Genomic DNA, 23,749 nt, shown 5'->3' with positions numbered 1-23,749 from the left:
TTGCGAGGATTCTCCGATGACTGACGCCGCCCTTCCGGCACGCCCCCATCGCAAGGCCCGCCGCATGCGCCAGACGGCGCTGGTCTACCTGTTTCTCGTTCCGGGGATGATGGTTTTCGGGGCCTTCATCCTGTGGCCCCTGGTCGCCTCCGAGTGGTACTCGCTGCTGGACTGGTCGGGGTTCGATGCCAACCCGGTCTTTGTCGGGCTGGCCAACTATCGCGAGTTGCTGGGCGATTCCTATTTCTGGGATGCCTTCCGCCGATCCTTCATCTTCATGCTGGCGACAGTGCCGGCACAGATGGCAATCTCTCTGGTTCTGGCGGTGATGCTGAACGACAAGCTGCTGAAGCTGTCGTCGCTGTACCGGACCCTGATCTTTCTTCCCGTGGTCACCCCGGTGGCGGTGATCGGCATCGTGATGACATTGATGCTCAGCCCGTTCAACGGCCCGGTGAACATGGCGCTGCTTGACTGGGGCCTGACCCAGCGCACCATCGATTTCCTCGGCTCGCCGCGCCTTGTCCTCTGGACGCTGGCGGTGATCTATATCTGGAAATGGGTCGGGGTCACCATGGTGTACTGGCTGGCCGCGCTGCAGACCGTGCCTGCCGAACTGTTCGAGGCGGCGCGTCTGGATGGCGTAACCGGGCGGCAGGTGACGATGTATATCGTTCTGCCGATGATCGCGCCCTTCGCCGTGGTGATCGCGCTGATCTCGGCGATTTCCGCCATGAACGTCTTTCCGCTGGTCCAGGCGATGACCCAGGGCGGGCCCTTCTATTCCTCCGAGGTGATGGAAGTTTACATCTTCCGCACCGCCTTTGCCTCGGCCGCCGGAACCGTGCCGCGCCTCGGCTATGCCAGCGCCGCGGGCGTCTTCTTCGGCCTGTCGATCATGGTGCTGACCGTGTTCCAGATTCTCGCACTCCGGCAGGCCCGGCGGCAGGGAGGTGACCAATGACCACGGCATCCCGCACACCCATGCGCCGGCGGCGGCCTTCGCTGCTGTCACCGCGTCGCCGCCGCCTTGTCGTGTCGATCCTCTTGGCGGCGCTTTGCGCGGCCTGGATCTATCCCATGCTCTGGATGGTCTCGGCCTCGCTCAAGACCAATGCGGCGATCTTTGCCGACCCGGGCCTGATCCCCTCGGAACCCACGATCGAGAACTACTTCCGCGCCTGGACCGAGGCCCGGATCGGGGCCTATTTCTTCAACACCCTGTTCGTGACCATCGGGTCGGTGATCATCGTCACCGTCGCGGCGGCAATGATGGGATATGTCCTTGGGCGGCGCCAGTTTCCGGGGCGCGGTCTGATCTTCGGGTTGCTGGTCTTCACGCTGTTCGTGCCCCAGGGCTATACGATCATCCCGGTGCTGGGCCTGCTCAGCGCGGTCGGGCTGGGCCAGTCGCTCTGGGGGGTGATGCTGGCCACCTGCGGCGGGTCCTTCGTGATCTTCGTCATGCTATTCGCCGGCTATTTCAACCAGATGCCCGACGAATTGGAAGAGGCGGCGCGGATGGACGGCGTGGGCATGGTGAAGACCTTCTGGTTCGTCATGCTGCCCCTGTCGCAACCGATCATCGTCACCGTCATCGTGATGCAGACGCTCTATGCCTGGAACGACTTTCTTCTGCCGCTGGTCGTGACCCTGGCCAACCCTGCGATCCGCACGCTTTCGGTCGGGGTCTATGCCTTCAAGGGCGAGAATTTCGTGGACTGGGGCGGCATGACCGCCGCCTCGACGATCAGCATCCTGCCGGTGGTGATCCTGTTCCTGTTTCTTCAACGCTATTTCATCGCCGGCCTTGCGGGCGCTGTGAAAGGATAACGCCATGGCCGGACTGAGCCTGAAGGGTATACGAAAGAACTTCGGCAGCGCCGAGGTGATCAAGGGCGTGGACATCGACATTGCCCCCGGCGAATTCTGCGTCTTCGTCGGGCCGTCGGGCTGCGGCAAATCCACCCTGCTGCGCATGATCGCCGGCCTGGAAGAGATCAGCGCCGGCGAGCTTTCGATCGGCGGACGTGTCGTGAACGATGTCGATCCTTCGGAACGGGGCGCCGCGATGGTGTTCCAGACCTACGCCCTTTATCCCCACATGACCGTGGCGCGGAACATGGGCTTCGGGCTGCGGATGAACGGCGTCCCCCGCGACGTGGTGGACAAGCGGGTGCGCGAGGCGGCCCGCATCCTGCAGATCGAAGACCTGCTGAAGCGCAAGCCCAAGGCGCTTTCGGGCGGGCAACGCCAGCGTGTCGCCATCGGCCGTGCCATCGTGCGCGACCCCGAGGTGTTCCTGTTCGACGAACCGCTGTCCAACCTCGACGCCGAACTGCGGGTGGCAACGCGGCTTGAGATTGCCAAGCTGCACCGCCAGCTTGACGGCGCGACGATGATCTATGTCACCCACGACCAGGTCGAGGCGATGACCCTGGCCGACAAGATCGTGGTGCTGCGCGCCGGACGGATCGAGCAGGTGGGCACGCCGATGGACCTATACCATCGGCCGGCAAACCTGTTCGTGGCCGGTTTCATCGGCAGCCCGAAGATGAACTTCATCACCGTGGAAACCCGCAGTCAGGGCGATGAGACCGTGGCCACCCTGCCCGATGGCCGCACCCTGCGTCTTTCCGGGGCCCAGGCCAACCAGGTGAAAACCCTGGGTCTGCGCGCCGACCAGTTGGAGCGCGCCCAGGGCGATGCGCCGCTGACGGGTGTCGTCGCCGTGGTCGAACGGCTGGGCGACGCCGATTTCGCCTGGGTGCGCACCGAATGGGGCCAGGAGATCGCGGTGCGCTTTCCCGGCGGCACCACGCCCGACCCGGACGAACCGCTGGCGCTGCGCCTGTCGGGCCGGACCCATTTCTTCGACGCCGACGGCATCGCCCTGCCCGAAGTGTCCATCGCCCCCGCCAAGGACTGAACCATGCCGACCACCGACCGCCCCAACATCCTGTTCATCATGTCCGACGATCACGCCTTCCGCGCGATTTCGGCCTATGGCGGGGGTCTGAACCATACGCCCAACATCGACAGGTTGGCCCGGGACGGCCTGCGCCATGACGCCTGCTATGTCACGAACTCCATCTGCACGCCCGCGCGCGCCGCGATCCTGACGGGCACCTACAACCATGTGAACCTGGTCACGACGCTGGACACCCACATGGACAACCGCCTGCCCAATGTCGCGCGCCACCTGCGCGCCGGGGGCTATCGCACGGGCATGTTCGGCAAGTGGCACCTGGGCGAAGGCCCTGCGCACGAACCCGTTGGCTTTGACGAATGGTGCGTCTTTCCCGGTCAGGGCGACTATTTCGATCCGGTGATGATCGACCGCGACGGCCCGCGCACGGTGCCCGGCTATGCCACCGACATCGTCACCGACCAGTGCCTCGATTTCATCGACCGGCACGGCGCGCAGGACAAGGATCAGCCCTTCTTTCTGATGTGCCACCACAAGGCGCCCCATCGTCATTTCCAGTGCCACCCCCGCCACCGCCACCTGTGGCAGGACGAGGATCTGCCGATCCCCGAGAACTTTGACGACGACTATTCGAACCGCGCCGCCGCAGCCGAGGCCGCCCGCATGCGGGTGCGCCGCGACATGACCTACGAGGATCTTGGCCTGGTCCAGCCCGAGGGCGGCGCCGAAGTGGGTGAATTGCTGTGGTCCGAGGGGCGGCTGCGGCTGATCCCCGACCTGGCCGAGGGCGAGAGCATCGACCTTCTCTGTGCCGAGTCGGGGGAAATCTTCCATTTCGACGATCCGGCCGAACTGGCCCGGTTCAAGTACCAACGCTATATCAAGCGCTACCTGCGCACGGTGCAGGCCATCGACGACAGCGTCGGGCGCTTGCTGGACCGGCTCGAAGAGACAGGCCAGGCCGAGAATACGCTGGTGATCTACACGTCGGACCAGGGGTTCTTCCTGGGGGAACACGGCTGGTTCGACAAGCGGTTCATGTACGAGGAATCGCTCAAGGCGCCCTTCCTCGTGCGCCATCCCGCCGGCATCACCGCCGGAACCACGACCCGGCGCATCGCCTGCAACGTCGATTTCGCGCCCACCTTCCTGGATTACGCCGGCCTTCCCGTACCCTCGTACATGCAGGGCAACAGCCTTCGGCCCATGTTCGAAGACCGGCTGGGCGAGGATTGGGACGATCTGGCCTATCACCGCTACTGGATGCACAACGACATCTTCCACCATGCCTGGGCGCACTACGGCGTGCGCGACGACCGTTACAAGCTGATCCACTGGTACAACGACGACCTGGGCCAGCTTGGCGCCCGCCCCAACGACGCCCAGCCGGAATGGGAGCTGTTCGATTGCCAGGAAGACCCCTTCGAGATGCAGAACCTGGCCAAAGACCCCGCCCATGCCGAGGTGTTCCGCCGGATGCTGGGCAAGCTTGACAGGCGGATGGCCGATATCGGCGATGTCCCCGAACACGACAGCGGGGCGGTCCTGGCCGAACTGGGACTGGCCTGACCGGGCGCGGCGGCCCCGGTGGGGGCCAGCTTGACCGCATCCGACATAACCTGTTATAACCACCCGTGAGTCCGACAGGAAGAACGGGCGAACGCCGGGCCGCTGCGCCGGGCGACGCCACCGAAGAAAGGTTGCCCGGCCATCACCGGACGGCCAGAGTGCATAGTGCCACCATTTCCAATGGGGAAAGGAACATCCGAGCCATGACCGCCATCAAGATCGCCTATATCGGCGGGGGAAGCACCCGCGCGCCTGCCGTCACCCGGGGCATCATCGAACGCGCCAAGGCCTTTGCCGGATCGCAGGTCGTGCTGATCGACCTTGACGAAGCGCACCTCGACATCATCCTGCGCCTGTCGCGCAAGATGGCCCAGGCGGCGGGCGCCGACATCACCTTCAGCGCCACCACCGACCGGCGCGCCGGACTGAAGGATGCCGATATCGTGCTGAGCAGCTTCCGCCCCGGCGGTTTCGAGGCCCGCCGCCAGGACGAGACGATTCCCCTGCGCCACGGGTTGATCGGTCAGGAAACCCAGGGGCCCGGCGGCTTCTTCATGGCACTGCGGGCCATCGAGGCGATCAAGCCGATGCTGGACGACATGGACGAGGTCTGCCCCAACGCCGTTCTGCTGAACTATACCAACCCCGTGAACATCGTGGCCCAGGCCATCGCCAGCCATGCCAAGCGGCAGGTGATCTCGCTGTGCGAAGGGCCGATCATCTTTCCGCGCGAAGTGGCCGAAGCAGCGGGACTGGACCCGGAAAAGCTGGATGTCACCATGGTGGGGCTGAACCACGGGTCGTGGTCGGTGCACCACGATCACGACGGCGAGGATTTCGTCGAGAAGGTTCGCGCCGTCTGGGACAAGCGCAAGGGAGACGCCGACCTGTCGCCCCAGTCACGCCGCCTGATGCACATGACCGCGACCTTCGGTTCGGTACCGGCCCAGTATTTCAAGTACTACTATTTCCGCGACGAGATCGTCGAGGAACTGAAGGCCGCCAACACCACCCGCGCCGACGACATCCTGGCCGATGTGCCCGACCAATGGGCCCACTACGCCGAACAGGCCGATGCCGATGTGCCCCGGCTTGATCCGAAACGCTGCCGGGGGGGCATGGACCTGCTGGAAATCGCGGTCGATGTCATGGATGCCATCGCCAACGACAAATCCGAGGTCTGGCCGGTCAACGTGCCGAACAAGGGCGCGATTGCCGGCCTGCCCGACGACCTTGTGGTCGAGGTGCCGGGCCTTGTCGACAAGCAGGGCGCGCGGCCCATCGTTTCGGGCGCCGTGCCGCAGAACGTGGCGGGCCTTGTCGCCGCGCTTGCCAACTATCAGGTGTTGACGGCCAAGGCCGCATGGGACGGCACCCGCGCCGATGCCGTTCAGGCCCTGATGTCAAACCCGCTGGTGCCCTCGCTGCCCGTGGCCGAAGCGCTGTACGACGAGATGGCCGAGGCCCATCGCGACCACCTGCCCGCCCGCCTTGTCGAAAAGGAACCCCGCTGATGGAAATCAGGGTGCTGCCCGACGCGGCACAGCTTGCCGTCGCGGGCGCGCAGGCCTTTGCCGATGCCCTTTCGGCGGAACCGGCGATGGCGGCGGCCATCGCCACCGGGCGCTCGCCCATCGCGCTGTACGAACAGTTGGCGCAGATGCAACAGGACGGGCGCGCCGACACCGGGCAGATGCGGGCCTTCCAGCTTGACACCTATCTCGGGGTGCCGGACGACGACCGCCGCTCGCTCTGGGGCTGGATGGAGCGTGCCTTCGTGACCCCGCTGGGCATCAGCCCCGACCGGGTCGAGAAGATCGATGCCATGGCCCCCGATATCGCGGCAGAATGCCGCCGCTACGACGCCGCCATCGCGGCGGCTGGTGGGCTGGGGCTGGCCATTCTGGGGCTGGGGCCGAACGGGCATGTGGGGTTCAACGAACCGCCCTCGCCCGCCGATGCCCCCACCCGCACCGTCGCCCTGACGCCCGAAAGCCTGAACAGCAACGCCGGGTATTGGGGCGGACTTGACCAGGTGCCGGCCCATGGCGTCACCATGGGCATGGCGCCGCTTCTGGCCGCGCGGCGGGTCATCCTGGTGGTGACGGGCGCGCACAAGCACAAGATCCTGCGCCGCGCCGTCGAAGGCCCGGCAACCCCCGATGTTCCGGCCTCGCTGTTCCAGTCGCACCCGGGCACCGTGGTGCTGGCCGACAAGGCGGCCTGGGTCGGCGAATGATGGCGGGCGGTCACGTTCTGGGTGTCGATGGCGGCGCCTCCAAGACCATCGCCCTTGTCGCCCGGGCCGATGACGGAACCGTTGTCGGCGCCGGGCGGTCGGACAATGCCGACATTTACCAGACGCCCGACGCCGAACGCCATGTCGCGACGGCCATCGTCCGGGCCCTGTCCGACGCCGGGATAACCGGCGGCCAGATCGAGGCGGCCGCGCTGAGCCTGATCGGCGCCGACTGGCCCGAGGATATCGACCACTGGCTGAACCGGCGCGCCGACCTGGGGCTGGCCCATCTGCCCGACGACCGTTGGCGCGTGGTCAACGACGGGATCGGCGGGCTTGAGGCGCTGGACGAGGACGGCGCCGCCGTGGCTGTCGTCTGCGGCACCGGCGCCGCGGTCAGCGCAAGGGGCACGGATGGCGCCTATTGGCACTCCAGCTTCTGGCAGCGCACCCAGGGGTCGCTGGAAATGGCCGAGGCCGCGCTTGATGCCGTCTACCTGGCCGATCTCGGGATCGGCGCCGCCACGGCCCTGACCGAGGCCGCCGTGACCCATTTCGACTGCCCCGATGTCGAAGGCCTGCTGCATCTGTTCACGGCCCGCAAGCGGCGCAATACCCGCAACGTGGGAACCTTCACCCCCCTGCTGATTGCCTGCGCCGATGCGGGCGACGCCGTGGCGCGCAGGATCGTGCTGGACCACGCCGAGGCGCTGGCGGGCTATGCCGTGGCGGCCGCCCGCAAGGTGTCGCTTCCGGCCGATGCGCCTGTCGCGCTGATCATGAACGGCGGGGTGTTCCAGGCCGACTCCTCGCTCATGACCGACCGGATCTGGCAGATCTTCTCGGCCCGCTTCCCTGGCGCCCGCCGCATCGAGAAGCGCACGGTGCCGGTCGTCGGGGCGGTGGCCATGGCGCTGCGCCTGACCGGGGACCGCACCGGCGCCCCCTGCCACCAGCGCATCCTTGAAACGCTGCCCGACGCCGAGTTCTTTCGCACCGACAAGGCCCGAACCCCGGAGACAAGCCATGAAGATTGAAGCGATGTATCTTTACCCGGTCAAATCGGTGGGCGGAATCGCCATCGACAGCGCCGAGATCACGCCCACCGGGTCGCTGAAGGGTGACCGGGAATGGATCGTGGTGAACGACGCCGGGGAAATGCGCTGGCAGGGTGACATTCCGCAGCTTACCCTCTTGTCGGCGGATTACGGCGGCGGCGTTCTGGGCCTGTCGAACAAGGCGGGCGAACGTGTGGCGGTGCCCGCCGACCATGACGGCGCGCGGCGCGTCGTCACGCAATACGGCTTCGATTTCCCGGCCGTGGACGCGGGGGACGAGATGGCGCAGGCGATTTCCGACTGGATCGGCCATGCGGTGCGCCTGGTGCGGGTCGGCGATTCAGCCCATCAGTGGCCCAAGGTCAACCCGGTGCACAGCGTTTCCGACAAATCCCACGCCGCCCTGAACGCCCGGCTGGCCGACGAGGGCAAGCCCCTGGTCGAGATCGAGCGTTTCCGCCCCAATGTCATATTCTCGGCCGAACGGGCCTGGCAGGAAGAAGAGAGCGATTGCATCGACCTTGGCGAAACCAGGCTGATCCTCAAGGAAGCCTCGGTGCGCTGCGTGCTGCCCAACATCAGCCGCGAAACCGCCGAAGTGGCACGCGAACCGCTTTACACCATCGCCAAGCTCAGCCGCGAACGCACCACCGGGCGCAAGGCCAGCTTCGGCATCTATTCGCGCGCCGAAGGGTCGCGCCTGGCGGTCGGGATGGCCGAACCCGGCCAGGCCATCATCCCGCCCCGCCGGGGGTCAGCGCCACCTGCGTCGGTCTGCCGCTTTCGGCGGTGCGATAGATGGCCTGGATCACCGCGAAGTTGAAGGCGATGCGCGACAGATCCACCCTGTCCTGCGCGCCCCCCTCAAGTGCGTCGTGCATGGCATGAAGGGGAACGTGGTGGAAATGCGGATGCGCGCCCATGGGCAGGGTTTCGGTTTCGCGGATCATCTTCCCGGCGTCATCGCGCCAGAGATCGACGGTGATCGCACCCTCGGGATAGGGCGGCAGCCATTGCCAGGCCAGGGCGCCACGGTTGCCTTCGACGGTCAGTTCCGACAGCTCGGGCCCGTGGCACCCGTTCGCCCGTTCATAGATGAAATCGACCGCCTCATCGCCCGGCAGCGTCAGGCGCAGGGTGGCGGCGACATGGCTTTCCACCTCGATCGCCACATCCTCGGGGTCGGCGCCGGTCTGCACGCTTTTCGCCGTGGCGCAGAGAACTTCGGCCGCGACGGGGCGCAGGACGTGGAAAAGCTGCGTAAGGTCGTAAACGCCCCAATCCATCAGCACCCCACCGCCCGCCGCGTCGCGATTGATGAACCAGCGGCTGGTCGGCTGGTATTCGACCCCCGGACGGGCACGGTTGCGCCGGTTCACCATCCGCACGAGATAGGGTGTGCCGACGACACCCTCGTTCAGCAGGGCGCGGGCGCGCTCCTGGCTGGGCAAGCCGGTGAAACGCACGCTGGCATCCACCAGCCGGCGGTCGGCAGCGCAGGCGGCACCGGTCAGTTCGTCCAACTCTGCACCATCCCGCACCACCGGCTTTTCGCAGACGACGTGCAGACCGGCGGCAAAGGCCTTTTGCGCCATGGCCACATGCAGTTTCGGCGGCACCGCGACAACCGCGATGTCGCCATCCCGCGCGTTGGCCAGCATCGCATCGACATCCGCATAGGTGCGCGCCTCGGGGAAGGCCGCGGCGAAGGCTTCAAGGGCAGAAGCGCCCGGATCGCAGGCGGCGAAAGGCAGCCCCAGAAGCCGCGCGGCATCGGCGTGATGATGGGCAATGGCTCCCGCCCCGATGATATGAACCCTGCGCGCCATGTCAGTCTTCCCCCAGACCGTCGAAATGACGGCGGGCATCGGCCACGGCCTGGCGGTGCGCCTCGACCGGGTCAAGCTCGCGGGTCATGCCCGGTTCATAGGCCAGTTCGATAACCATCAGCGGCTTTTGCGCCCGCTGGCCCACCAGGCCGGCGATGCGGGGGAAATCCAGATCGCCCTCGCCCAGCTTCTCTTTCCAGATACCCTTCACGGATTGGCGCAGGTGCACCTCGTCCACCCGGTCGCCGTACAGGCGGATGATGTCGTCCAGCGCGATGTGGCTGTCGCCCGCACCGCGAAACACCCAATGCACATCAAGGCACAGCCGCACGTTGCGCGGATCGGTTCCTGCCAGCATATGGTGGAATTCGCGCGCACCCGCCGCCATCTCGGGGGCGTGGGAATGGAACTGGAGGGTCGATCCCGCCTTGCGCAGGGCGGCGCCCAGATCGTCCATCGCGCGGCCCTGAATGGCAAGCTGCGCGTCGGACTTCAGGCCCTTGTCGGAAAGCGGATCGGGGTTGACCACCAGCCGTGTGATGCCGATGTCGCGCAGGGCCTCGGCCACGGCCAGGGTGTTGTCGATCGCCGCGCCTGCCGTGGACGCATCGACATAGTTGCCCGGCACATAGGCCGAGCGCATTTCGATCCCCGCCCCGGACGCGGCGGCGGCCACCGTGGCCACATCCCCGGCCGAACGGCAGATATCTTCCCATCCGTCGAAACCGGCCTCTTTCGCCTGCTTCATGGCAAGGGTGCGGTCGAACTCCCGACCCTCTTCCTTTGCCAATTGCGTCCAGCCATAGACATTTGTGCCAATAAACACGCGATTATCCTTCCTGCTTCGGGCGGGTTACAGCCGCCGTTCCGACTCTGGTTCGAAAAGCGATATGCCCTGCGGGTCGGGGCGGGCGTGCACCTCGCGGCCAAGGGCGTTTGCCTCTTCCGGCGACACCCGCGCCGACCAGCGGTGGCCATCGGTATCAAGCCAGACCAGCGTATCGGCGCCCATCGGCTCGACCCCCGTGACGCGCGCCGGAATGGCACCGGGCGAAGGATCGCCCTGCAGGGTGATCCGCTCGGGGCGGGTGCCGAAGATCACGGGCTGCCCGTCGCGGGGCGGTGCGGCGAAGGCATAATCGTCAAGTTCAACCCGCACCTGCCCCATCTCGAGGCTGGCGCGCCCGCCTTCGACGCGCAGCACCGCATCGACAAAGTTCATCGACGGCGCACCGATGAAATCGGCGACGAACCGGGTTTGGGGAAAGCGATAAATCTCATCCGGCGTGCCGAACTGCTGGATCTCGCCACCGGACATGACGGCGATGCGGGTGGCCAGGGTCATCGCCTCGATCTGGTCATGGGTGACATAGATGAAGGTGGTCTGAAGCTTCTCGTGCAGGGCCTTGATCTCGGCCCGCATTTCGCCGCGCAGCTTGGCGTCGAGGTTCGACAGGGGTTCGTCGAACAGAAACACCTTGGCCTTGCGGACAAGCGCGCGCCCGATGGCGACGCGCTGACGCTGGCCGCCCGAAAGCGCGGCAGGCTTGCGTTCAAGCAGCGGTTCGATCTGCAACACGCCCGCCGCCCAGTTCACCCTTTCGTCGATCTCGGGCTTGGCCATGCCCGCAACGCGCAGCGCGAAGGACATGTTCTTGCGCACCGTCATCGTCGGGTAAAGCGCGTAGGACTGGAAGACCATCCCGATCTCGCGGTCCGAAGGTTCGTCACGCGCCACGTCGCGCCCGTCAAAGCGGATCTCGCCGCCCTGCACCGGATCAAGCCCGGCGATCGAGGCAAGCAGGGTCGATTTCCCACAGCCCGAGGGGCCAAGCAGCACGACAAATTCGCCCGGTTCGATATCGAGGTGAATCCCCTTCAGCACCTTCACCGCACCATAGGCGCGCTCAACCCCGTCGATTTCCACCCTCGTCATCGCCCTACCCTTTCACCGCGCCGGCGGTCACGCCCCGCACGAAGTATTTCCCCGACAGCAGGTAGACCGCCAGGGGCGGCAGTGCCGTCAGGATCGTTGCCGCCATGTTGACGTTGTATTCCGGCAGGCCCATCTGCGTGCCCACCAGGTTCTGCAGGCTGACCGTCATCGGCTGGAAATTCGGGCCCGCGAAGATCAGCCCCAGCAGATAGTCGTTCCAGACCCCGGTGATCGAAAGGATCGCAGCGACGAGGAAGACGTTGACCGACATCGGCACGATGATCATGCCGTAGATCTGGAAGAAGCCCGCTCCATCCACCCGCGCCGCCTTGATCAGTTCCTCGGGCAAACCGATATAGAAGTTGCGGAAGATCAGCGTGAGGATCGGCAAGCCGAACAGCACATGCACCGTCACGATGGCACCCAGCGTCTGGTGCATTCCGCCCGTCGCGAAAAGGCGCACCAGCGGATAGATCATGATCTGGTAGGGAATGAAGGCCCCGATCAGCAGCATCCCCAGAATCGGCCCCGACATGCGCAGCCGCCACTGTGCCAGGGCGAACCCGTTGAGCGAGGCCAAGAGCAGCGAGATCGACGTGGCCAGCACGGTGATCAGCACCGAATTCCAGAAATTGCCGCCGATCCCTTCGCAGACCCGCCCGATGCAGGCTTCGCCCCAGGCCTTGCCCCAGGCCGCGAGGCTCCAGCTTTCGGGCAGGAAGAAGATCGACCCCTCGCGCACTTCTTCGGCGGTCTTGAACGAGGTCAGCAGCATGATGATCAGCGGAATGGCGAAAAAGGCCGCCGCGATGGCCAGAAAGGCATAGATCGCGGCCATGGCGATGGCGTTCTGGTCCTTCATCGCCGGGTCTCCTTCCGCCCGAGATAGGTGGAAAGCGCGATGATCGCCATGACGGTCAGCAAGAGCATGGTCGCCCCCGCCGAGGCCCGTCCGATATTGGCCCGGTCAAACAGGTGATCGACGATGTATTTCGCCGGAACGTCGGTGGAATACCCCGGCCCGCCGCCCGTCATCGCCACCACCAGATCGTAACTGCGCACGACGTTCATCGCCAGCAGCACAAGGCAGGTGACGAAGACCGGAAACAGCATGGGCAGAACCACGCCGCGGTACATGTGAAACCGCGATATGCCGTCGACCCGCCCCGCGCGCCAGATCTCGCCGTCGATGGATTGCAGCCCGGCAAAGATGATCACCATCATCAGCCCCGCCGAATGCCAGACCCCGGCAATGACCAGCGTGAAGATCGCCATGTCGGGATCGGACAGCCAGCCAAAGCTGAAGCCTTCATAGCCCAAGCCCCGCACATAGGCCTCAAGCCCCGTGGTGGGGTTGAGGATCCAGCGCCAGGCCAGGCCGGTGACGATGAAGGACAAGGCGATGGGATAAAGGAAAATGGTCTGGAAAAAGCTCCGCCCCCGGACCCCCTGGTCCAGCGCGATGGCCAGAAGAAGGCCGGCCCCGATACAGAAGAAGATGTAAAGCCCGCCGAAGACGAAAAGGTTGGTATAGGCCACCCGCCAGCGGGCCTGGCCCCAAAGTTCGTAATAGCGGTCAAGCCCCACATATTTGCCCGTGGGCAAAAAACCCGACGAGGTGAACGAGATGTTCACGGTCCAGAGGATCGAGCCATAGACGCCGATCACGGTCAGCAGGATCGTCGGCACCAGGACTAGGCGGGCAAGGGTCTGGGGGCGGATACGCATGGGGGAAACCTGTTGGAAAACGTCATGGCTGATCCGCCCCCGTGCAAGGGGCGGATCACCGGCCGTCAGGATGCGGTCAACCGCCGATCAGCGACGCAAAGGTCTTGGCCGCGTCCTCGGGGCTCATCGACGGGTTGGACCAGAAGTTGGCCATCATGTCGTTGATCTGCCCGCGGGAATCGGGGTTCAGAACCGCGCTCACGTTGGGCATCCCGTTGCCGGCCGCGACGGATTCGGCCGCGACGACCGCGCATTCCGAAAGCCCCTCGGTGCTGGCATCGGTGCGCGCCGGGATCGAGCCCTTCTGCACCGAAAAGGCCGTCTGCACCGCCGGGTCCATCAGCGTGAGGATGAAATCGTTCTGACCGCCTTCGTTCTCGCTCAGGACCGGAAAGGCAAAGCCGGTCGAACCGACGATGGCCCCACCGCCCCCCGCCAGGGCACAGCCCCAGTCGGTGCCATAGGTTTCGCCCATCGAGGCAAGCTCGGCCCCCGCCCAGGAGCCCATGACCTGCACCGCCGCCTTGTCCTGCGCCACCAGGTTCAGGGTGTCGTTCCAGGCCCGGTTGGACGACCCTTCGTCCTGCAACTCGGACAGGGCGCGCATGATGCGGAAGGCCTCAAGCACATCGTCGCTGGCGGCGGCATCGGCATCGCGGTCACGGTAGATGGCCAGGTATTTCTCGGGCCCCGCGACCGAGGCGATGACGGCGGTGAACAGGATGTCGATCTGCCAACCCTGCGCGCCCATGGCCAACGGGATGATCCCGGCCTCTTTCAGCGCCGGGGCGGCATCGATCAGGCCCTGCCAGGTGGTTGCCGGTTCGATCCCCGCCGCCTCGAAGGCCGGGAGGGAATACCACATGAAGTTCTGCGTCTCGAGCGCGACCGGCAGGGCGAACAGTTCGCCATCGCTGCCCCGGGCGATATCAAGCGCGAAATCGGGAACGCTCGCGATCAGATCGTTCTCCTGGGCGAAGCCCTCGACATCGCGCACGACGCCCTGTTCGCCCAGCTCGATCGCCTCGGGCCCGATCGACATGAACAGCGCGCCCACCGGATCGCCCCCGGCAAGACGCGATGAAAACAGCGCGCGGGCATCGCTGCCGCCGCCCGGCGTCGCAAGGTCGATCCAGGTCGTCCCGCGCGCCTCGACGCCATCCACCAGAACCTGAATGGCCGCCGACTCGGCCCCCGCGGTCAGCCAGTGAACGACCTCCACTTCCTCGGCCAGGGCAGGCACGGCAATGGCCGAGCCCAGAAGAGCGGCCGTCAGCCGCGTTACAGCGATTTTCATTGCAGAAACCTCCCAAAAACAACGCAGGCTTCGCCGGTTCGCCACGACCCTCCCAGTCGTATCGGCAAACCGCAAAGCTGCCTTATCCGCTTAACGTTGCGTAAACTCCCCACTTTCGCAACGGCTTTTTTGCGCATTTAGAGGCTGGTTTTTATCCGTGAAACTTCTAGAATTCCGCCGCCGCTCCCTGCCGTCGGCATCGGACATGGCCATCGGCGCCTTGACGACGGTGAAGGCACACCGCCCCACCCGACAGTCAGCCGCGCAAAGCCATCGCACTCTCAGCTGGAAAAGCGGCGCGAGACGAGAGCCCAATCGCAATCTGATTCACTAGATTTTACCGACTTGTAAAAGTGGTGCCCGGGGGCGGAATCGAACCACCGACACGAGGATTTTCAATCCCAAATTGTGGATAGAAGATCAGGCGGTTACGGGCGAAATTTTTGTCAAACCCACCACGAAAAATCAGGCACTTAGCAGCCGATTGTCAAACCATTTGCGTGCCCGGAAAGGGGCTTTTGGCGGATGGTGCGGCGGCGTTTTCCGGTCTGTCAAGCGGTATGATGCGCCGCCTTTGACGCGCCGCCGCTTCCCCGTTCCAGGGGCCTGCGCATGAGCTGGAAGGTCGCCAATCTCTGCGCCGACCGGATCTTCGGCAGCGCCGCGCGCAAGCAGATCATCATGTTCCTTGCCGACAAGGCGAGCGATGACGGCTCGGGCATCTGGTGCTCCAAGGGCACGATCCAGCGCCACACCGAACTGGGCGAAAGCACGGTCAAGCGGACCATCACCGACTTCCTGCGCGAGGGCATCCTGGTCGAGACCGGGCGGCGGCCCTGCAAGAACGGATTCACGGTGATCTACCGGATCGTGCTGGACCGCGTGATGGCGCTGGAAAGCTCGGTTGAGCCCGACGAGGGGACGGGGTCCACAGTGGACCCCGCCCAGCGTGACCCGGGTAGGGGGTCCAGGGTGGACGGGGTACCGGGTCCACGGTGGACCCCAAACCACCCTGAAACCATCCATAAACCACCTACGCGCAAGTGCGCGGAAGCGGCGGCGGTTGAGGATGAAAGGTTTGAGAAGATCTGGGCAGCGTACCCAAAGGACCGGCAGCGCAGCAAAGAGGCGTCTCTCGCTCGGATCGCTGAGGCCGCGCAGGAGGGGATCGACCCGGACGACCTGCTACGAGCCGTGCAGGCCTATGCGACCGAGAGCGCGGGCTTCACCCGCTCCAAGGTCTGTTTTTCGGACAACTGGTTTCAGTCGCGGCGCTGGCAGCGTTTCCTTGAGGTGATGGCCGAGGAACGGCAGGCGCGGACGGCGCTGGCCGCAGATCACCACGCCCGGCTAGCCATGTGGGTCCGCGACCGCAGCCCGATGTGCAAGCACATCACCGCCCCGCAGGTGACGGCTCTGGTGGCTGCGGGGCTGGTGACCGATGGCCAGCTTCGCGCGGCGGGTTTGGCGGGATGAGCGGCGCGTTTTCCGCGAGATGCATTGCGCATCGCGTCCCGTGCATCGCGGATTCTGGACCGCGCGTTGTGTCCCGCGTCCCCTGCGCCGCGCCTTTTGCATCACGCATCGCGTCCTGTGCGCCGCGTTTCCCGCCCCGTGTTGCGCGGATCGCGTTTCCAGCATCGCCCATCCCGCAGCCCAGCCCGCCTAGCAAAACCACTGAAACAGACTCCAAGCCCCTGACCCGCCTCCGCTGACGCTGGGAGACGTGGAGCTTGGAGGAAGTTGGCAAGAAATAGGAACGTAAACTTCACATGCGCCACCATCGCAAATTGACCGACGACGAACGCAGTCAGATCATTGAGGCTCGCGCCGGGGGCACCTCAGCCGCCGTGCTGGCCCGCCGCTTCGGCGTCTCGACCCGGACGATCTACAGCACGCTGAGCCGGGCCAAAGGCACGCGCCCTGGCCCCACCACGACAATCAGCACCCGCCTGAGCGCGCGCCAGCTGGCAGGGTTTCAGGCCGCACTGGCACGTCGCGGCATCACCGACCAACCCGCCGCCCTGCGCCGTCTGATGGGGGCGGCCGACATCCCGCTGCGCCCGGTCGATCCGGTCGTGCTCGACCACCTGCAAGCCTGGGGCGCGCAGGTCGCGACCGAAGGCGCCGCGGTCAACCACATCGCCCGCAAGCTGAACGAGGCCAAGCTGCGCGGCCGCCCTCTACCCTTCACGGATGACGACATGACCACGATCCGCACCTTCGCCGGGGGCTTGGAGGAATTCGCCGACGCGTTCCACATCCTGTGGGAGGCACAGTTGGCCGCAAAGAAGTGCGAGGTCGACAAGGCGCTGGAGGGGTTGCAATCGAAGGGGCCTGCGTCCCATTGATCGCCGGGGTCGGGACCCAAGATTGTTGAGCTATGTCAGCAAATCAAGGCGATTTACGCGATCAGGGCTTCGCCCCGCCAACCTGACGGTCTTTGGCTGACAGCTCGGCACCAAGAGCCTCGAGAAGGCGCAGATAGACATCAAGGCTAACGGACAAGACGCCATTTTCGACGTCCGAAATGGTAGACTGTGCGGTGCCGGTTATCTTGCCCAACTCCTTCTGGCTGAGCTGCCGCGCGATCCGCCGGGCGCGGAGCGCAACACCTGCTTGGCGCAGGCTTCGGATCGGAAACAAGGACAAGTCCATCGGTCGGCACCTATAGTTCATGCGCTATATCCTGAGAATATAGCGCTCGAGCTATATAATCCACGGACTGGAAGCAGAGATCAGTCGCGTCGGCGAGGCAGGTGATTGAATGCCGACCTGCCTTGGTCATCGAGGAACATGTCTCACTTCGGACGGCCAAGTCGGAATTTGAAGTCGCGCAACGCCCTCTATCGACCCAAATGGACTGATGACGTCCATTTAAGTAAACACAAAGATGCCAAATGTTCATTTAACCGAACAACGCCCTTGACAATAGCATTAAGTCCCGCCAACGATGTTCAATTAAGCGGACACGAGGAAAGCTCACGTCCATCAAACTGAACGGTATGTCCGGAGCCGACTATGAAGCGCAAAAGAACCTACGCGCGCCAGACGCGTGAAGCCTTGTCAGTTCTGGGCAAGTTGATCCGGATCGGCCGCATGGAGCGCGGGATGACGGCGCAAGAACTCGCCGACCGCGTCGGCATCAGCCGCACAACGCTTTACAACATTGAGAGGGGCGCGCCGGGGCCCGAGATCGGCACCGTGTTCGAGGCCGCCGCATTGTCAGGCGTGCGCCTGTTCGACCAGGACGACACGGCTCTGCGCACGGAAAACGCCCGGCTTGCCGAAAAGCTGACCCTTCTGCCCAAGAGCGTCCGCCCTTCCCGTACGGAGGTCGATGATGACTTCTGACCGCAGGACACCCGACAGCGCCTTCGTCTGGGTCTGGTTGTCGGGCGAGACCGAGCCAGTCGTGGCCGGTCGCATCATGTTGGAGGGCGACCGCTACGCCTTCAACTATGGTGCCAGCTATCTGGACCGAGCAAATGCCATCCCTCTTTACACGCCCGAGCTACCCCTCCAGCGCGGCCGGATCGATCCGCCGCCGAACATGGAAATGGCCAGTTGCCTGCGCGACGGATCGCCAGACGCCTGGGGCCGCCGTGTGATCATCAACCGGCTCGTCGGCCCAAAAGCCGCTGATCAAGGCGCGGGCGAGTTGAACGAACTTACCTATCTGCTCGAGTCCGGCTCCGATAGAATCGGCGCATTGGATTTCCAGCACTCGGCCAGCGAATACATCCCGCGCCTGTCGACGCAGGCGAGCTATCAGGAGCTGATTGAGGCTGCGGACCGCGTGGAAAAGGGCCTGCCCCTGACGCCAACGCTGGACCAGGCGATCCATCATGGCACCTCGATCGGTGGCGCGCGACCCAAAGCCCTGATCGACGATAACGACCGCAAGCTGATCGCCAAATTCTCGTCCAGCAAGGACGTCTACAGCGTCGTGAAGGCGGAATTCATGGCCATGCGTCTGGCGGCGCTGTCCGGGCTGAAAGTGGCCCCTGTCGCGATTTTCGAGACGGCGGGCAAGGACGTGCTGCTGATCGAACGCTTCGACCGGATCAAGGCGGGGGCCGGATGGCACCGCCGCGCCATGGTCTCGGCGTTGACCATTCTGGGTCTGGGCGAAATGGAAGCGCGTTATGCGTCCTACGAGGACCTTGCCGAGTTGATCCGCCACCGCTTCACCGATCCGAAGGAAACGCTGCGTGAGCTTTACGGCCGGATCTGTTTCAACGTGCTATGCGGGAACACCGACGATCACGCGCGCAACCATGCCGCGTTCTGGGACGGCAGGATGCTGACGCTGACGCCCGCCTATGACATCTGCCCCCAGGGCCGCGCAGGCAACGAGGCGACCCAAGCGATGCTGATCAAGGACGAGGCGCGGATGAGCACACTCGCCGCCTGCCTGTCGGCGGCAACCGATTTCCAATTGAGCGAAGACCATGCTGCCGCGATCATCGCAGGCCAGATCGAGACCATTTCTGAAAACTGGGCAGCTTTGTGCGACGAGTCGGCGCTGAGCCCCGTGGATGCCAAGCTCTTTGCCGGGCGGCAGTTTCTGAATCCTTATTGCGCGCAGGGCCTTGGTGGCCGGGAAGAAGCACTAATGGCCTGTTTCGAAGATGCGAGGGCGCGCATCATCGGCCTGAGCGTTAGGCGCGGATAGGCTAGGCTATACAGGTCTCACCCATGTCGTCTTGATCATAAACCATGATTATGACCCGCAGAGCATATTTGCCCATTTGTGCCCCTAATCGCATGGCACTCGGCCTTGATAAGAAAACCGCTGCACCACACCTGGTCAAATCTCTGATTTCTGGCGAAGATATGAGATCAGACCGATTGGAGCGCCATTTTGGCCGACTACTACGACCGCCACGCCATCACCTTCATCGCGACCACGCGCGACGTCGACATGTCAGACGCAAGGGAGCGGTTTCTGGCGGCTGTGCCTGCGCGTGCGGAAGGTCCAGCACGAATTCTCGATGCCGGATCAGGGTCGGGGTGCGATGCGCTGGCTTTCCGCGTCTTGGGCAACGATGTGAAGGCCTTCGATGCTTCGCCCGCCATGGTTGCTGCCACGCAAGCGCATGCGGCAGTCGAGACCCGACTGATGCGTTTCGAGGATTTCGCCTGGGAACATTCGTTCGAGTGCATCTGGGCCTGCGCCTCGCTGCTGCATGTGGCCGATGCGGACCTGCCCGGAGTCGTCGACCGCCTTGCTGCCCATCTGGTTCCCGGCGGCGCGCTCTACCTGTCCTTCAAGCGCGGCACCGGCGAGCGGGTGAAGGACGGACGGCGCTTCACCGACATCACGGCGGAAAGTCTGGATGCGCTCCTGGACGGATGCGGCGCGTTCAATGAACCTGACATCTGGGAAAGCCGTGATTGTCGCCCGGATCGGACGTCGGAGGTGTGGGTAAATGCAGTGGTGAAGAAGACGTGACCGGCGGATCGGGTGTTGATGCTGAGGGGTCAAGCAACCCAGGCTGTGCTGTCTGCGATGCCGCCGCCAGCGCCATCGTGGAATGCGACGCCCAGGTCATCCTGATCCGTTACGGCGCGGGTCTTGCCCTTGCGCCCCGTCGTCATGTTGCCCGCTGGCGGGAGCTTTCCGCCGCAGATCAAGCGGCCCTTGCTGCCAGGATCGGGGCGGCGCAGGCCCTCCTCGAGACCGAGGGCACGGCCACGCGGGTGACGCTGGTCGAGACCGGCGGCCATGTCCACCTGCGCCTCGATCCGCCATTGGCGGCACCCGGCCCCTTGCCGGGCATGCCCCATGATCGCCCGCTGATCTCGGGCGGCGAGGATGCGCTGCATGCCCATCTGCGCCCGCTGATCGACCGGGCGCGCGCCGTCGATCTGTCGGTGTCCTTCCTGATGACCTCCGGCGTCAGGCTGGTGCTGCCGCATCTGCGCGATCTGCTAGACCGTGGCGGCGAGCAGCGGCTCTTGACCGGCGATTATCTGGGCGTGACGGAACCGGCGGCGCTTCGGCTGATTTCCGACCTTGAGGGCGCGCGCAGGCTGCATGTGTTCCAGGCCGCACAGATCCCGTTCCACCCCAAGGCTTGGATGTTCACCTTCACAGGCGACGGCAGGGCGCTAATCGTCGGGTCGTCGAACCTGTCCCGGTCGGCGCTGACTGACGGCATCGAATGGAACTTGCGCCATGTCGATCCGGTCGATCCCGCCCCGCTTCTGGCCGCCCGCGAGGCCTTTGAGGCGCTGCTGGCCCGGCCCGAGGTGACCGAACTGACGCCCGCCTGGATTGACGCCTACGAGGCGCGCCGCATCGCACCCCAGCCCACGGCCACCGGCGCACCGGTGGAAGCCCCGGAAACCGCCCCCACCCCGCACGAGGTTCAAGCCGAGGCGCTGGCGGTCCTGCGCGCGACCCGGGCGAAGGGCTATGGTGCCGGGCTGGTGGTTTTGGCCACGGGGCTGGGCAAGACCTTCCTTGCGGCCTTCGACAGCGCGGATGCGGCCCGCGTTCTGTTCGTGGCGCATCGCGAGGAAATCCTGACCCAAGCCATGGCCGCCTTCCGCGCTGTCCGGCCTCGCGCCCGGCTTGGGCGCTACTCAGGTGAGGAGAAGGAGGCCGAGGCTGACATCGTCTTCGCCTCTGTCCAGACCCTCGCGCGCGCCGCGCACCTGACCCGGTTCGATCCGCGGGCCTTCGACTACATCGTCGTGGACGAATTCCACCACGCGGCCGCCGCCACCTATCGGCGGATCATCGATCATTTCCAGCCCGGCTTCCTGCTAGGCCTGACCGCCACGCCCGACCGCAGCGATGGTGGCGACCTTCTGGGTCTCTGCGAAGAAAACCTCGTTTACGAATGCGATCTCTGGTCCGGGATCGACCGGGGGCTTCTGGCGCCGTTCCACTATTTCGGCGTGCCCGACCCGGTCGAGTATTCCCAGATCCCTTGGCGCAGCGGGCGTTTCGACGAGGCCGCGCTGACCGAAGCGGTCGCCACCCAGGCCCGCGCCGAAAACGCCCTTGAGCAGCTTGCCAAGCGCGGCGGCACGAAGACCATCGGCTTCTGCGTGTCCCGCCGCCATGCCGATTTCATGGCCGATTTCGCGCAGGCCCGAGGGCTCCGCGCCGTGGCGGTCCATTCAGGCGACACCTCCGCCCCCCGCGCGAGCGCGCTGAAGGCGCTGGAGGACGGCGATCTCGACATCGTCTTTGCCGTCGACATGTTTAACGAGGGCGTGGACGTGCCCTCGATCGACACCGTGCTGATGCTGCGCCCGACCGAAAGCCCGGTGATCTGGCTGCAGCAATTGGGGCGTGGATTGCGCAGGTCGGCGGGAAAAACGCATCTGGCCGTCATCGACTATATCGGCAACCACCGGATTTTCCTGACCAAGTTCCGCACGCTCCTTAAGTTAGGCGCAGGCGACGGCGCGCTGCGTCTGGCGCTGGAGCGGCTGACCGACAAGCTGATCCAGTTCCCCGTAGGCTGCGAGGTGACCTATGACCTGCAGGCGCTCGACATCTTGCGGTCCCTGATCCGCCAGCCACGCGATGGCGAGGAACTGGCCGCCTTCTACCGCGATTTCCGCGAGCGCCACGGCACACGGCCCACAGCGTCTGAGGTGCAGCACGCGGGCTTCAACGCCGGCCGCACGGGGCATGCGGGCTGGCTCGGGTTCGTTGCCGACATGGGAGACGTGTCGGACGCGCAGCGAAGCGCATGGACCGCGCATCGCGCGCTTTTAGACGAGATCGAGACAACCCGCATGACCCGCAGCTACAAGATGCTGATCCTGCGCGCGATGATCGAAGCGGGCGCCTTCCCGGGCCGGATCGCGCTGAGCGATCTGGTGGAGCGCGTTGCCCGTCTGGCCCGGCGCAACCCGCAGATCAAGGCGGACCTGAGCGCGGGTCCCGACGACGTGCCCCGGCTGCGCGCGCTCGTGATGCAGCAACCGCTGAAGATCCTGGCCGAGACGGAGTGGTTCCAGTTGGGGCCGGGCACGTTCGAGACCACGTTTACCGAGGGCGAGACCGCGGCCCTCGCCGCGCTCGCCTCGGAACTCGTGGACTGGCGGCTGCTGCGATATCTCCAGGCGCGGGATGTGACATATGACATGCCCGAGGGCACCGGTCTGGCGAAAGCCGCCGAAGATGCAGCCCCTGCACCGGTCGCTCCGAGCAAAGGTCTGATCCTCTGGCAGGAATACCAGCGCGACCAGATCGCGCCGCATTTCGGCGCGGTGTTCTGTATCGACCCAGTGAAAACCTGCTCATGCTACAAGGGAGAACGTAGCCATGAGTAAGATGATGGACGACAGCATCAAACGGTGGACGGCGAAGCGTAAGACGGCGCTCGTCATCGAGATCATCCAAGGCAAGACGACCGTGTCGGAGGCAAGCCGGTCCTTCGACCTGACGCCCTCCGAGATCGAGGGCTGGGTTGAGGATGCCAAGCGCGGCATGGAGAACTCGCTGCGCGCCAACCCGCTCGACATCCGCGAGCAATACGAGAAGCAGCTCCGGGACCTGCAGGAAGCCTATGGAGAGGCCATGCTGGAGCTGCGGGCGCGAAAAAAGCTGCAGGCCCTGCTGGATGCGCAGGACGGGAATTGATCCGTCGCATCCAGCAGGGCCTCATTGCCGAGGGCGTCGTTGTGTCGGTCGCCAAGCTGTGTGCCTGGTTCGGCATCCCGAGGCGGACGGTCTACTACAAGCCGGTGAAGGCTGCGCCTAAGGTCGAGGCCCGCTTTTGCGAGCCGATCAAGAAGCTGATCGAGGAAGAGCCGTCCTTCGGCTATCGAACCGTGGCCTGGCTCTTGGGCTTCAACAAGAACACGGTGCAGAGGATCTTCCAGATCAAAGGCTGGCAGGTGCGCAAGCGTGCCGTGGGCATGCGGCCCCGTATCCAGGCCGTGCCGTCGGTTGCGGCTGCGCCGAACGAGAGGTGGTCGACCGATCTTGCCCGTATCTGGACGGGCAAGGACGGCTGGGCTTCCCTGGCATTGGTGATCGACTGCCACACCCGCGAGTTGCTGGGTATCCCTGCGGCGGAGGCCGTCTGACGGGATTTCGGCGTCGGTGCTAAGTCCGACCTTATGGCCGACCATAAGTTCAGACCCGAGATCGAAGTCCTCTCTGCTGCGGATGTGCCGCGTCGGCGATA

23 protein-coding genes are annotated in these 23,749 nt (G+C 65.0%); 16 read left to right on the top strand and 7 right to left on the bottom strand.

All coding sequences use genetic code 11. The annotated features are described in order from the left end of the window. Positions 1-16 precede the first annotated feature (16 nt). The 8 genes from H7828_RS14165 to H7828_RS14130 all read left to right on the top strand — a co-directional run bounded on the left by H7828_RS14165 (position 17) and on the right by H7828_RS14130 (position 8,618). On the top strand, positions 17-964 hold the full coding sequence (locus tag H7828_RS14165; protein ID WP_226781710.1) for a carbohydrate ABC transporter permease: 948 nt from the start codon (positions 17-19) through the stop codon (positions 962-964). Further along, positions 961-1,833 carry a carbohydrate ABC transporter permease gene (locus H7828_RS14160; RefSeq protein WP_226781709.1) on the top strand — a complete coding sequence of 291 codons (873 nt, stop codon included), beginning with the start codon at positions 961-963 and terminating at the stop codon, positions 1,831-1,833. The genes H7828_RS14165 and H7828_RS14160 overlap by 4 nt, the downstream gene beginning before the upstream one ends. A 4-nt stretch (positions 1,834-1,837) precedes the next feature. After that, positions 1,838-2,929 (top strand): ABC transporter ATP-binding protein, encoded by a 1,092-nt coding sequence (locus H7828_RS14155; protein ID WP_226781708.1) that lies wholly within the window; start codon positions 1,838-1,840, stop codon positions 2,927-2,929. 3 nt (positions 2,930-2,932) lie between these two features. Next, positions 2,933-4,498, top strand: coding sequence for a sulfatase family protein (locus H7828_RS14150; RefSeq protein WP_226781707.1), 1,566 nt, complete (start codon positions 2,933-2,935; stop codon positions 4,496-4,498). Positions 4,499-4,701: 203 nt separating this feature from the next. Continuing rightward, positions 4,702-6,012, top strand: coding sequence for a family 4 glycosyl hydrolase (locus H7828_RS14145; protein WP_226781706.1), 1,311 nt, complete (start codon positions 4,702-4,704; stop codon positions 6,010-6,012). Next, positions 6,012-6,737, top strand: a complete 726-nt coding sequence (locus H7828_RS14140) for a glucosamine-6-phosphate deaminase (RefSeq protein ID WP_226781705.1) — start codon at positions 6,012-6,014, stop codon at positions 6,735-6,737. The genes H7828_RS14145 and H7828_RS14140 overlap by 1 nt, the downstream gene beginning before the upstream one ends. Then, on the top strand, positions 6,734-7,774 hold the full coding sequence (locus tag H7828_RS14135; protein WP_226781704.1) for an N-acetylglucosamine kinase: 1,041 nt from the start codon (positions 6,734-6,736) through the stop codon (positions 7,772-7,774). Before H7828_RS14140 ends, H7828_RS14135 begins: the two co-directional genes overlap by 4 nt. Continuing rightward, the gene (locus H7828_RS14130; RefSeq protein ID WP_226781703.1) at positions 7,764-8,618 is read left to right on the top strand and encodes an MOSC domain-containing protein; all 855 of its coding nucleotides are present in this window, start codon (positions 7,764-7,766) and stop codon (positions 8,616-8,618) included. Before H7828_RS14135 ends, H7828_RS14130 begins: the two co-directional genes overlap by 11 nt. On the opposite strand, the gene H7828_RS14125 is transcribed toward H7828_RS14130, so the two are convergent. From H7828_RS14125 to H7828_RS14100, 6 genes are all read right to left on the bottom strand, one after another. Continuing rightward, complete coding sequence (locus H7828_RS14125; protein ID WP_226781702.1) at positions 8,530-9,624, bottom strand: Gfo/Idh/MocA family protein; 1,095 nt, start codon at positions 9,622-9,624, stop codon at positions 8,530-8,532. The two genes, H7828_RS14130 and H7828_RS14125, sit on opposite strands and share 89 nt — an antisense overlap. A 1-nt stretch (position 9,625) precedes the next feature. Next, on the bottom strand, positions 9,626-10,450 hold the full coding sequence (locus H7828_RS14120) for a sugar phosphate isomerase/epimerase family protein (RefSeq protein ID WP_226781701.1): 825 nt from the start codon (positions 10,448-10,450) through the stop codon (positions 9,626-9,628). A gap of 27 nt (positions 10,451-10,477) precedes the next feature. Next, on the bottom strand, positions 10,478-11,560 hold the full coding sequence (locus tag H7828_RS14115; protein WP_226781700.1) for an ABC transporter ATP-binding protein: 1,083 nt from the start codon (positions 11,558-11,560) through the stop codon (positions 10,478-10,480). 4 nt (positions 11,561-11,564) lie between these two features. After that, the gene (locus tag H7828_RS14110) at positions 11,565-12,422 is read right to left on the bottom strand and encodes a carbohydrate ABC transporter permease (RefSeq protein WP_226781699.1); all 858 of its coding nucleotides are present in this window, start codon (positions 12,420-12,422) and stop codon (positions 11,565-11,567) included. Further along, positions 12,419-13,288, bottom strand: a complete 870-nt coding sequence (locus tag H7828_RS14105; protein ID WP_226781698.1) for a carbohydrate ABC transporter permease — start codon at positions 13,286-13,288, stop codon at positions 12,419-12,421. Before H7828_RS14105 ends, H7828_RS14110 begins: the two co-directional genes overlap by 4 nt. Positions 13,289-13,364: 76 nt before the next feature. Further along, positions 13,365-14,585 carry an ABC transporter substrate-binding protein gene (locus tag H7828_RS14100; RefSeq protein WP_226781697.1) on the bottom strand — a complete coding sequence of 407 codons (1,221 nt, stop codon included), beginning with the start codon at positions 14,583-14,585 and terminating at the stop codon, positions 13,365-13,367. A gap of 612 nt (positions 14,586-15,197) precedes the next feature. Here H7828_RS14100 and H7828_RS14095 point away from each other — a divergent pair. Further along, positions 15,198-16,061 carry a hypothetical protein gene (locus H7828_RS14095; protein ID WP_226781696.1) on the top strand — a complete coding sequence of 288 codons (864 nt, stop codon included), beginning with the start codon at positions 15,198-15,200 and terminating at the stop codon, positions 16,059-16,061. A 296-nt stretch (positions 16,062-16,357) separates the two neighbouring features. After that, positions 16,358-16,936, top strand: coding sequence for a helix-turn-helix domain-containing protein (locus tag H7828_RS14090; protein ID WP_226781695.1), 579 nt, complete (start codon positions 16,358-16,360; stop codon positions 16,934-16,936). Positions 16,937-16,997: 61 nt separating this feature from the next. Here the strand turns inward: H7828_RS14090 and H7828_RS14085 are convergent, their stop codons facing one another. After that, positions 16,998-17,243, bottom strand: coding sequence for a helix-turn-helix domain-containing protein (locus tag H7828_RS14085; protein ID WP_226781694.1), 246 nt, complete (start codon positions 17,241-17,243; stop codon positions 16,998-17,000). 363 nt (positions 17,244-17,606) lie between these two features. Here H7828_RS14085 and H7828_RS14080 point away from each other — a divergent pair, with 363 nt between their 5' ends. From H7828_RS14080 to H7828_RS14055, 6 genes are all read left to right on the top strand, one after another. Then, positions 17,607-17,939 (top strand): helix-turn-helix transcriptional regulator, encoded by a 333-nt coding sequence (locus H7828_RS14080; RefSeq protein WP_226781693.1) that lies wholly within the window; start codon positions 17,607-17,609, stop codon positions 17,937-17,939. Then, positions 17,929-19,263, top strand: a complete 1,335-nt coding sequence (locus H7828_RS14075) for a type II toxin-antitoxin system HipA family toxin (protein WP_226781692.1) — start codon at positions 17,929-17,931, stop codon at positions 19,261-19,263. The genes H7828_RS14080 and H7828_RS14075 overlap by 11 nt, the downstream gene beginning before the upstream one ends. A 189-nt stretch (positions 19,264-19,452) precedes the next feature. After that, the gene (locus H7828_RS14070; protein ID WP_226781691.1) at positions 19,453-20,043 is read left to right on the top strand and encodes a class I SAM-dependent methyltransferase; all 591 of its coding nucleotides are present in this window, start codon (positions 19,453-19,455) and stop codon (positions 20,041-20,043) included. Then, positions 20,040-22,889 carry a DEAD/DEAH box helicase family protein gene (locus tag H7828_RS14065; protein WP_226781690.1) on the top strand — a complete coding sequence of 950 codons (2,850 nt, stop codon included), beginning with the start codon at positions 20,040-20,042 and terminating at the stop codon, positions 22,887-22,889. Before H7828_RS14070 ends, H7828_RS14065 begins: the two co-directional genes overlap by 4 nt. After that, a complete protein-coding gene (locus H7828_RS14060) occupies positions 22,882-23,199 on the top strand; it encodes a DUF1153 domain-containing protein (RefSeq protein ID WP_226781689.1) in 318 nt (105 codons plus the stop codon). Before H7828_RS14065 ends, H7828_RS14060 begins: the two co-directional genes overlap by 8 nt. Beyond that, the gene (locus tag H7828_RS14055; protein WP_226781688.1) at positions 23,196-23,648 is read left to right on the top strand and encodes a hypothetical protein; all 453 of its coding nucleotides are present in this window, start codon (positions 23,196-23,198) and stop codon (positions 23,646-23,648) included. The genes H7828_RS14060 and H7828_RS14055 overlap by 4 nt, the downstream gene beginning before the upstream one ends. Positions 23,649-23,749 lie beyond the last annotated feature (101 nt).

This window comes from Oceaniglobus trochenteri, assembly GCF_020529025.1.
GTDB lineage: Bacteria > Pseudomonadota > Alphaproteobacteria > Rhodobacterales > Rhodobacteraceae > Oceaniglobus > Oceaniglobus trochenteri.
The sequence above is the reverse complement of the archived record's forward strand: the minus strand, read 5'-3'. Positions and strand labels throughout refer to the sequence as shown.

Bases quoted from the DNA above. Each gene is read 5' to 3' on its own strand.
- H7828_RS14085 (WP_226781694.1), bottom strand. From the start codon at position 17,243: ATGGACTTGTCCTTGTTTCCGATCCGAAGCCTGCGCCAAGCAGGTGTT.
- H7828_RS14155 (WP_226781708.1), top strand. From the start codon at position 1,838: ATGGCCGGACTGAGCCTGAAGGGTATACGAAAGAACTTCGGCAGCGCC.
- H7828_RS14060 (WP_226781689.1), top strand. From the start codon at position 22,882: ATGAGTAAGATGATGGACGACAGCATCAAACGGTGGACGGCGAAGCGT.
- H7828_RS14125 (WP_226781702.1), bottom strand. From the start codon at position 9,624: ATGGCGCGCAGGGTTCATATCATCGGGGCGGGAGCCATTGCCCATCAT.
- H7828_RS14150 (WP_226781707.1), top strand. From the start codon at position 2,933: ATGCCGACCACCGACCGCCCCAACATCCTGTTCATCATGTCCGACGAT.
- H7828_RS14105 (WP_226781698.1), bottom strand. From the start codon at position 13,288: ATGCGTATCCGCCCCCAGACCCTTGCCCGCCTAGTCCTGGTGCCGACG.
- H7828_RS14130 (WP_226781703.1), top strand. From the start codon at position 7,764: ATGAAGATTGAAGCGATGTATCTTTACCCGGTCAAATCGGTGGGCGGA.
- H7828_RS14160 (WP_226781709.1), top strand. From the start codon at position 961: ATGACCACGGCATCCCGCACACCCATGCGCCGGCGGCGGCCTTCGCTG.
- H7828_RS14135 (WP_226781704.1), top strand. From the start codon at position 6,734: ATGATGGCGGGCGGTCACGTTCTGGGTGTCGATGGCGGCGCCTCCAAG.
- H7828_RS14145 (WP_226781706.1), top strand. From the start codon at position 4,702: ATGACCGCCATCAAGATCGCCTATATCGGCGGGGGAAGCACCCGCGCG.
- H7828_RS14140 (WP_226781705.1), top strand. From the start codon at position 6,012: ATGGAAATCAGGGTGCTGCCCGACGCGGCACAGCTTGCCGTCGCGGGC.
- H7828_RS14165 (WP_226781710.1), top strand. From the start codon at position 17: ATGACTGACGCCGCCCTTCCGGCACGCCCCCATCGCAAGGCCCGCCGC.
- H7828_RS14115 (WP_226781700.1), bottom strand. From the start codon at position 11,560: ATGACGAGGGTGGAAATCGACGGGGTTGAGCGCGCCTATGGTGCGGTG.
- H7828_RS14095 (WP_226781696.1), top strand. From the start codon at position 15,198: ATGAGCTGGAAGGTCGCCAATCTCTGCGCCGACCGGATCTTCGGCAGC.
- H7828_RS14075 (WP_226781692.1), top strand. From the start codon at position 17,929: ATGACTTCTGACCGCAGGACACCCGACAGCGCCTTCGTCTGGGTCTGG.
- H7828_RS14100 (WP_226781697.1), bottom strand. From the start codon at position 14,585: ATGAAAATCGCTGTAACGCGGCTGACGGCCGCTCTTCTGGGCTCGGCC.
- H7828_RS14090 (WP_226781695.1), top strand. From the start codon at position 16,358: ATGCGCCACCATCGCAAATTGACCGACGACGAACGCAGTCAGATCATT.
- H7828_RS14110 (WP_226781699.1), bottom strand. From the start codon at position 12,422: ATGAAGGACCAGAACGCCATCGCCATGGCCGCGATCTATGCCTTTCTG.
- H7828_RS14080 (WP_226781693.1), top strand. From the start codon at position 17,607: ATGAAGCGCAAAAGAACCTACGCGCGCCAGACGCGTGAAGCCTTGTCA.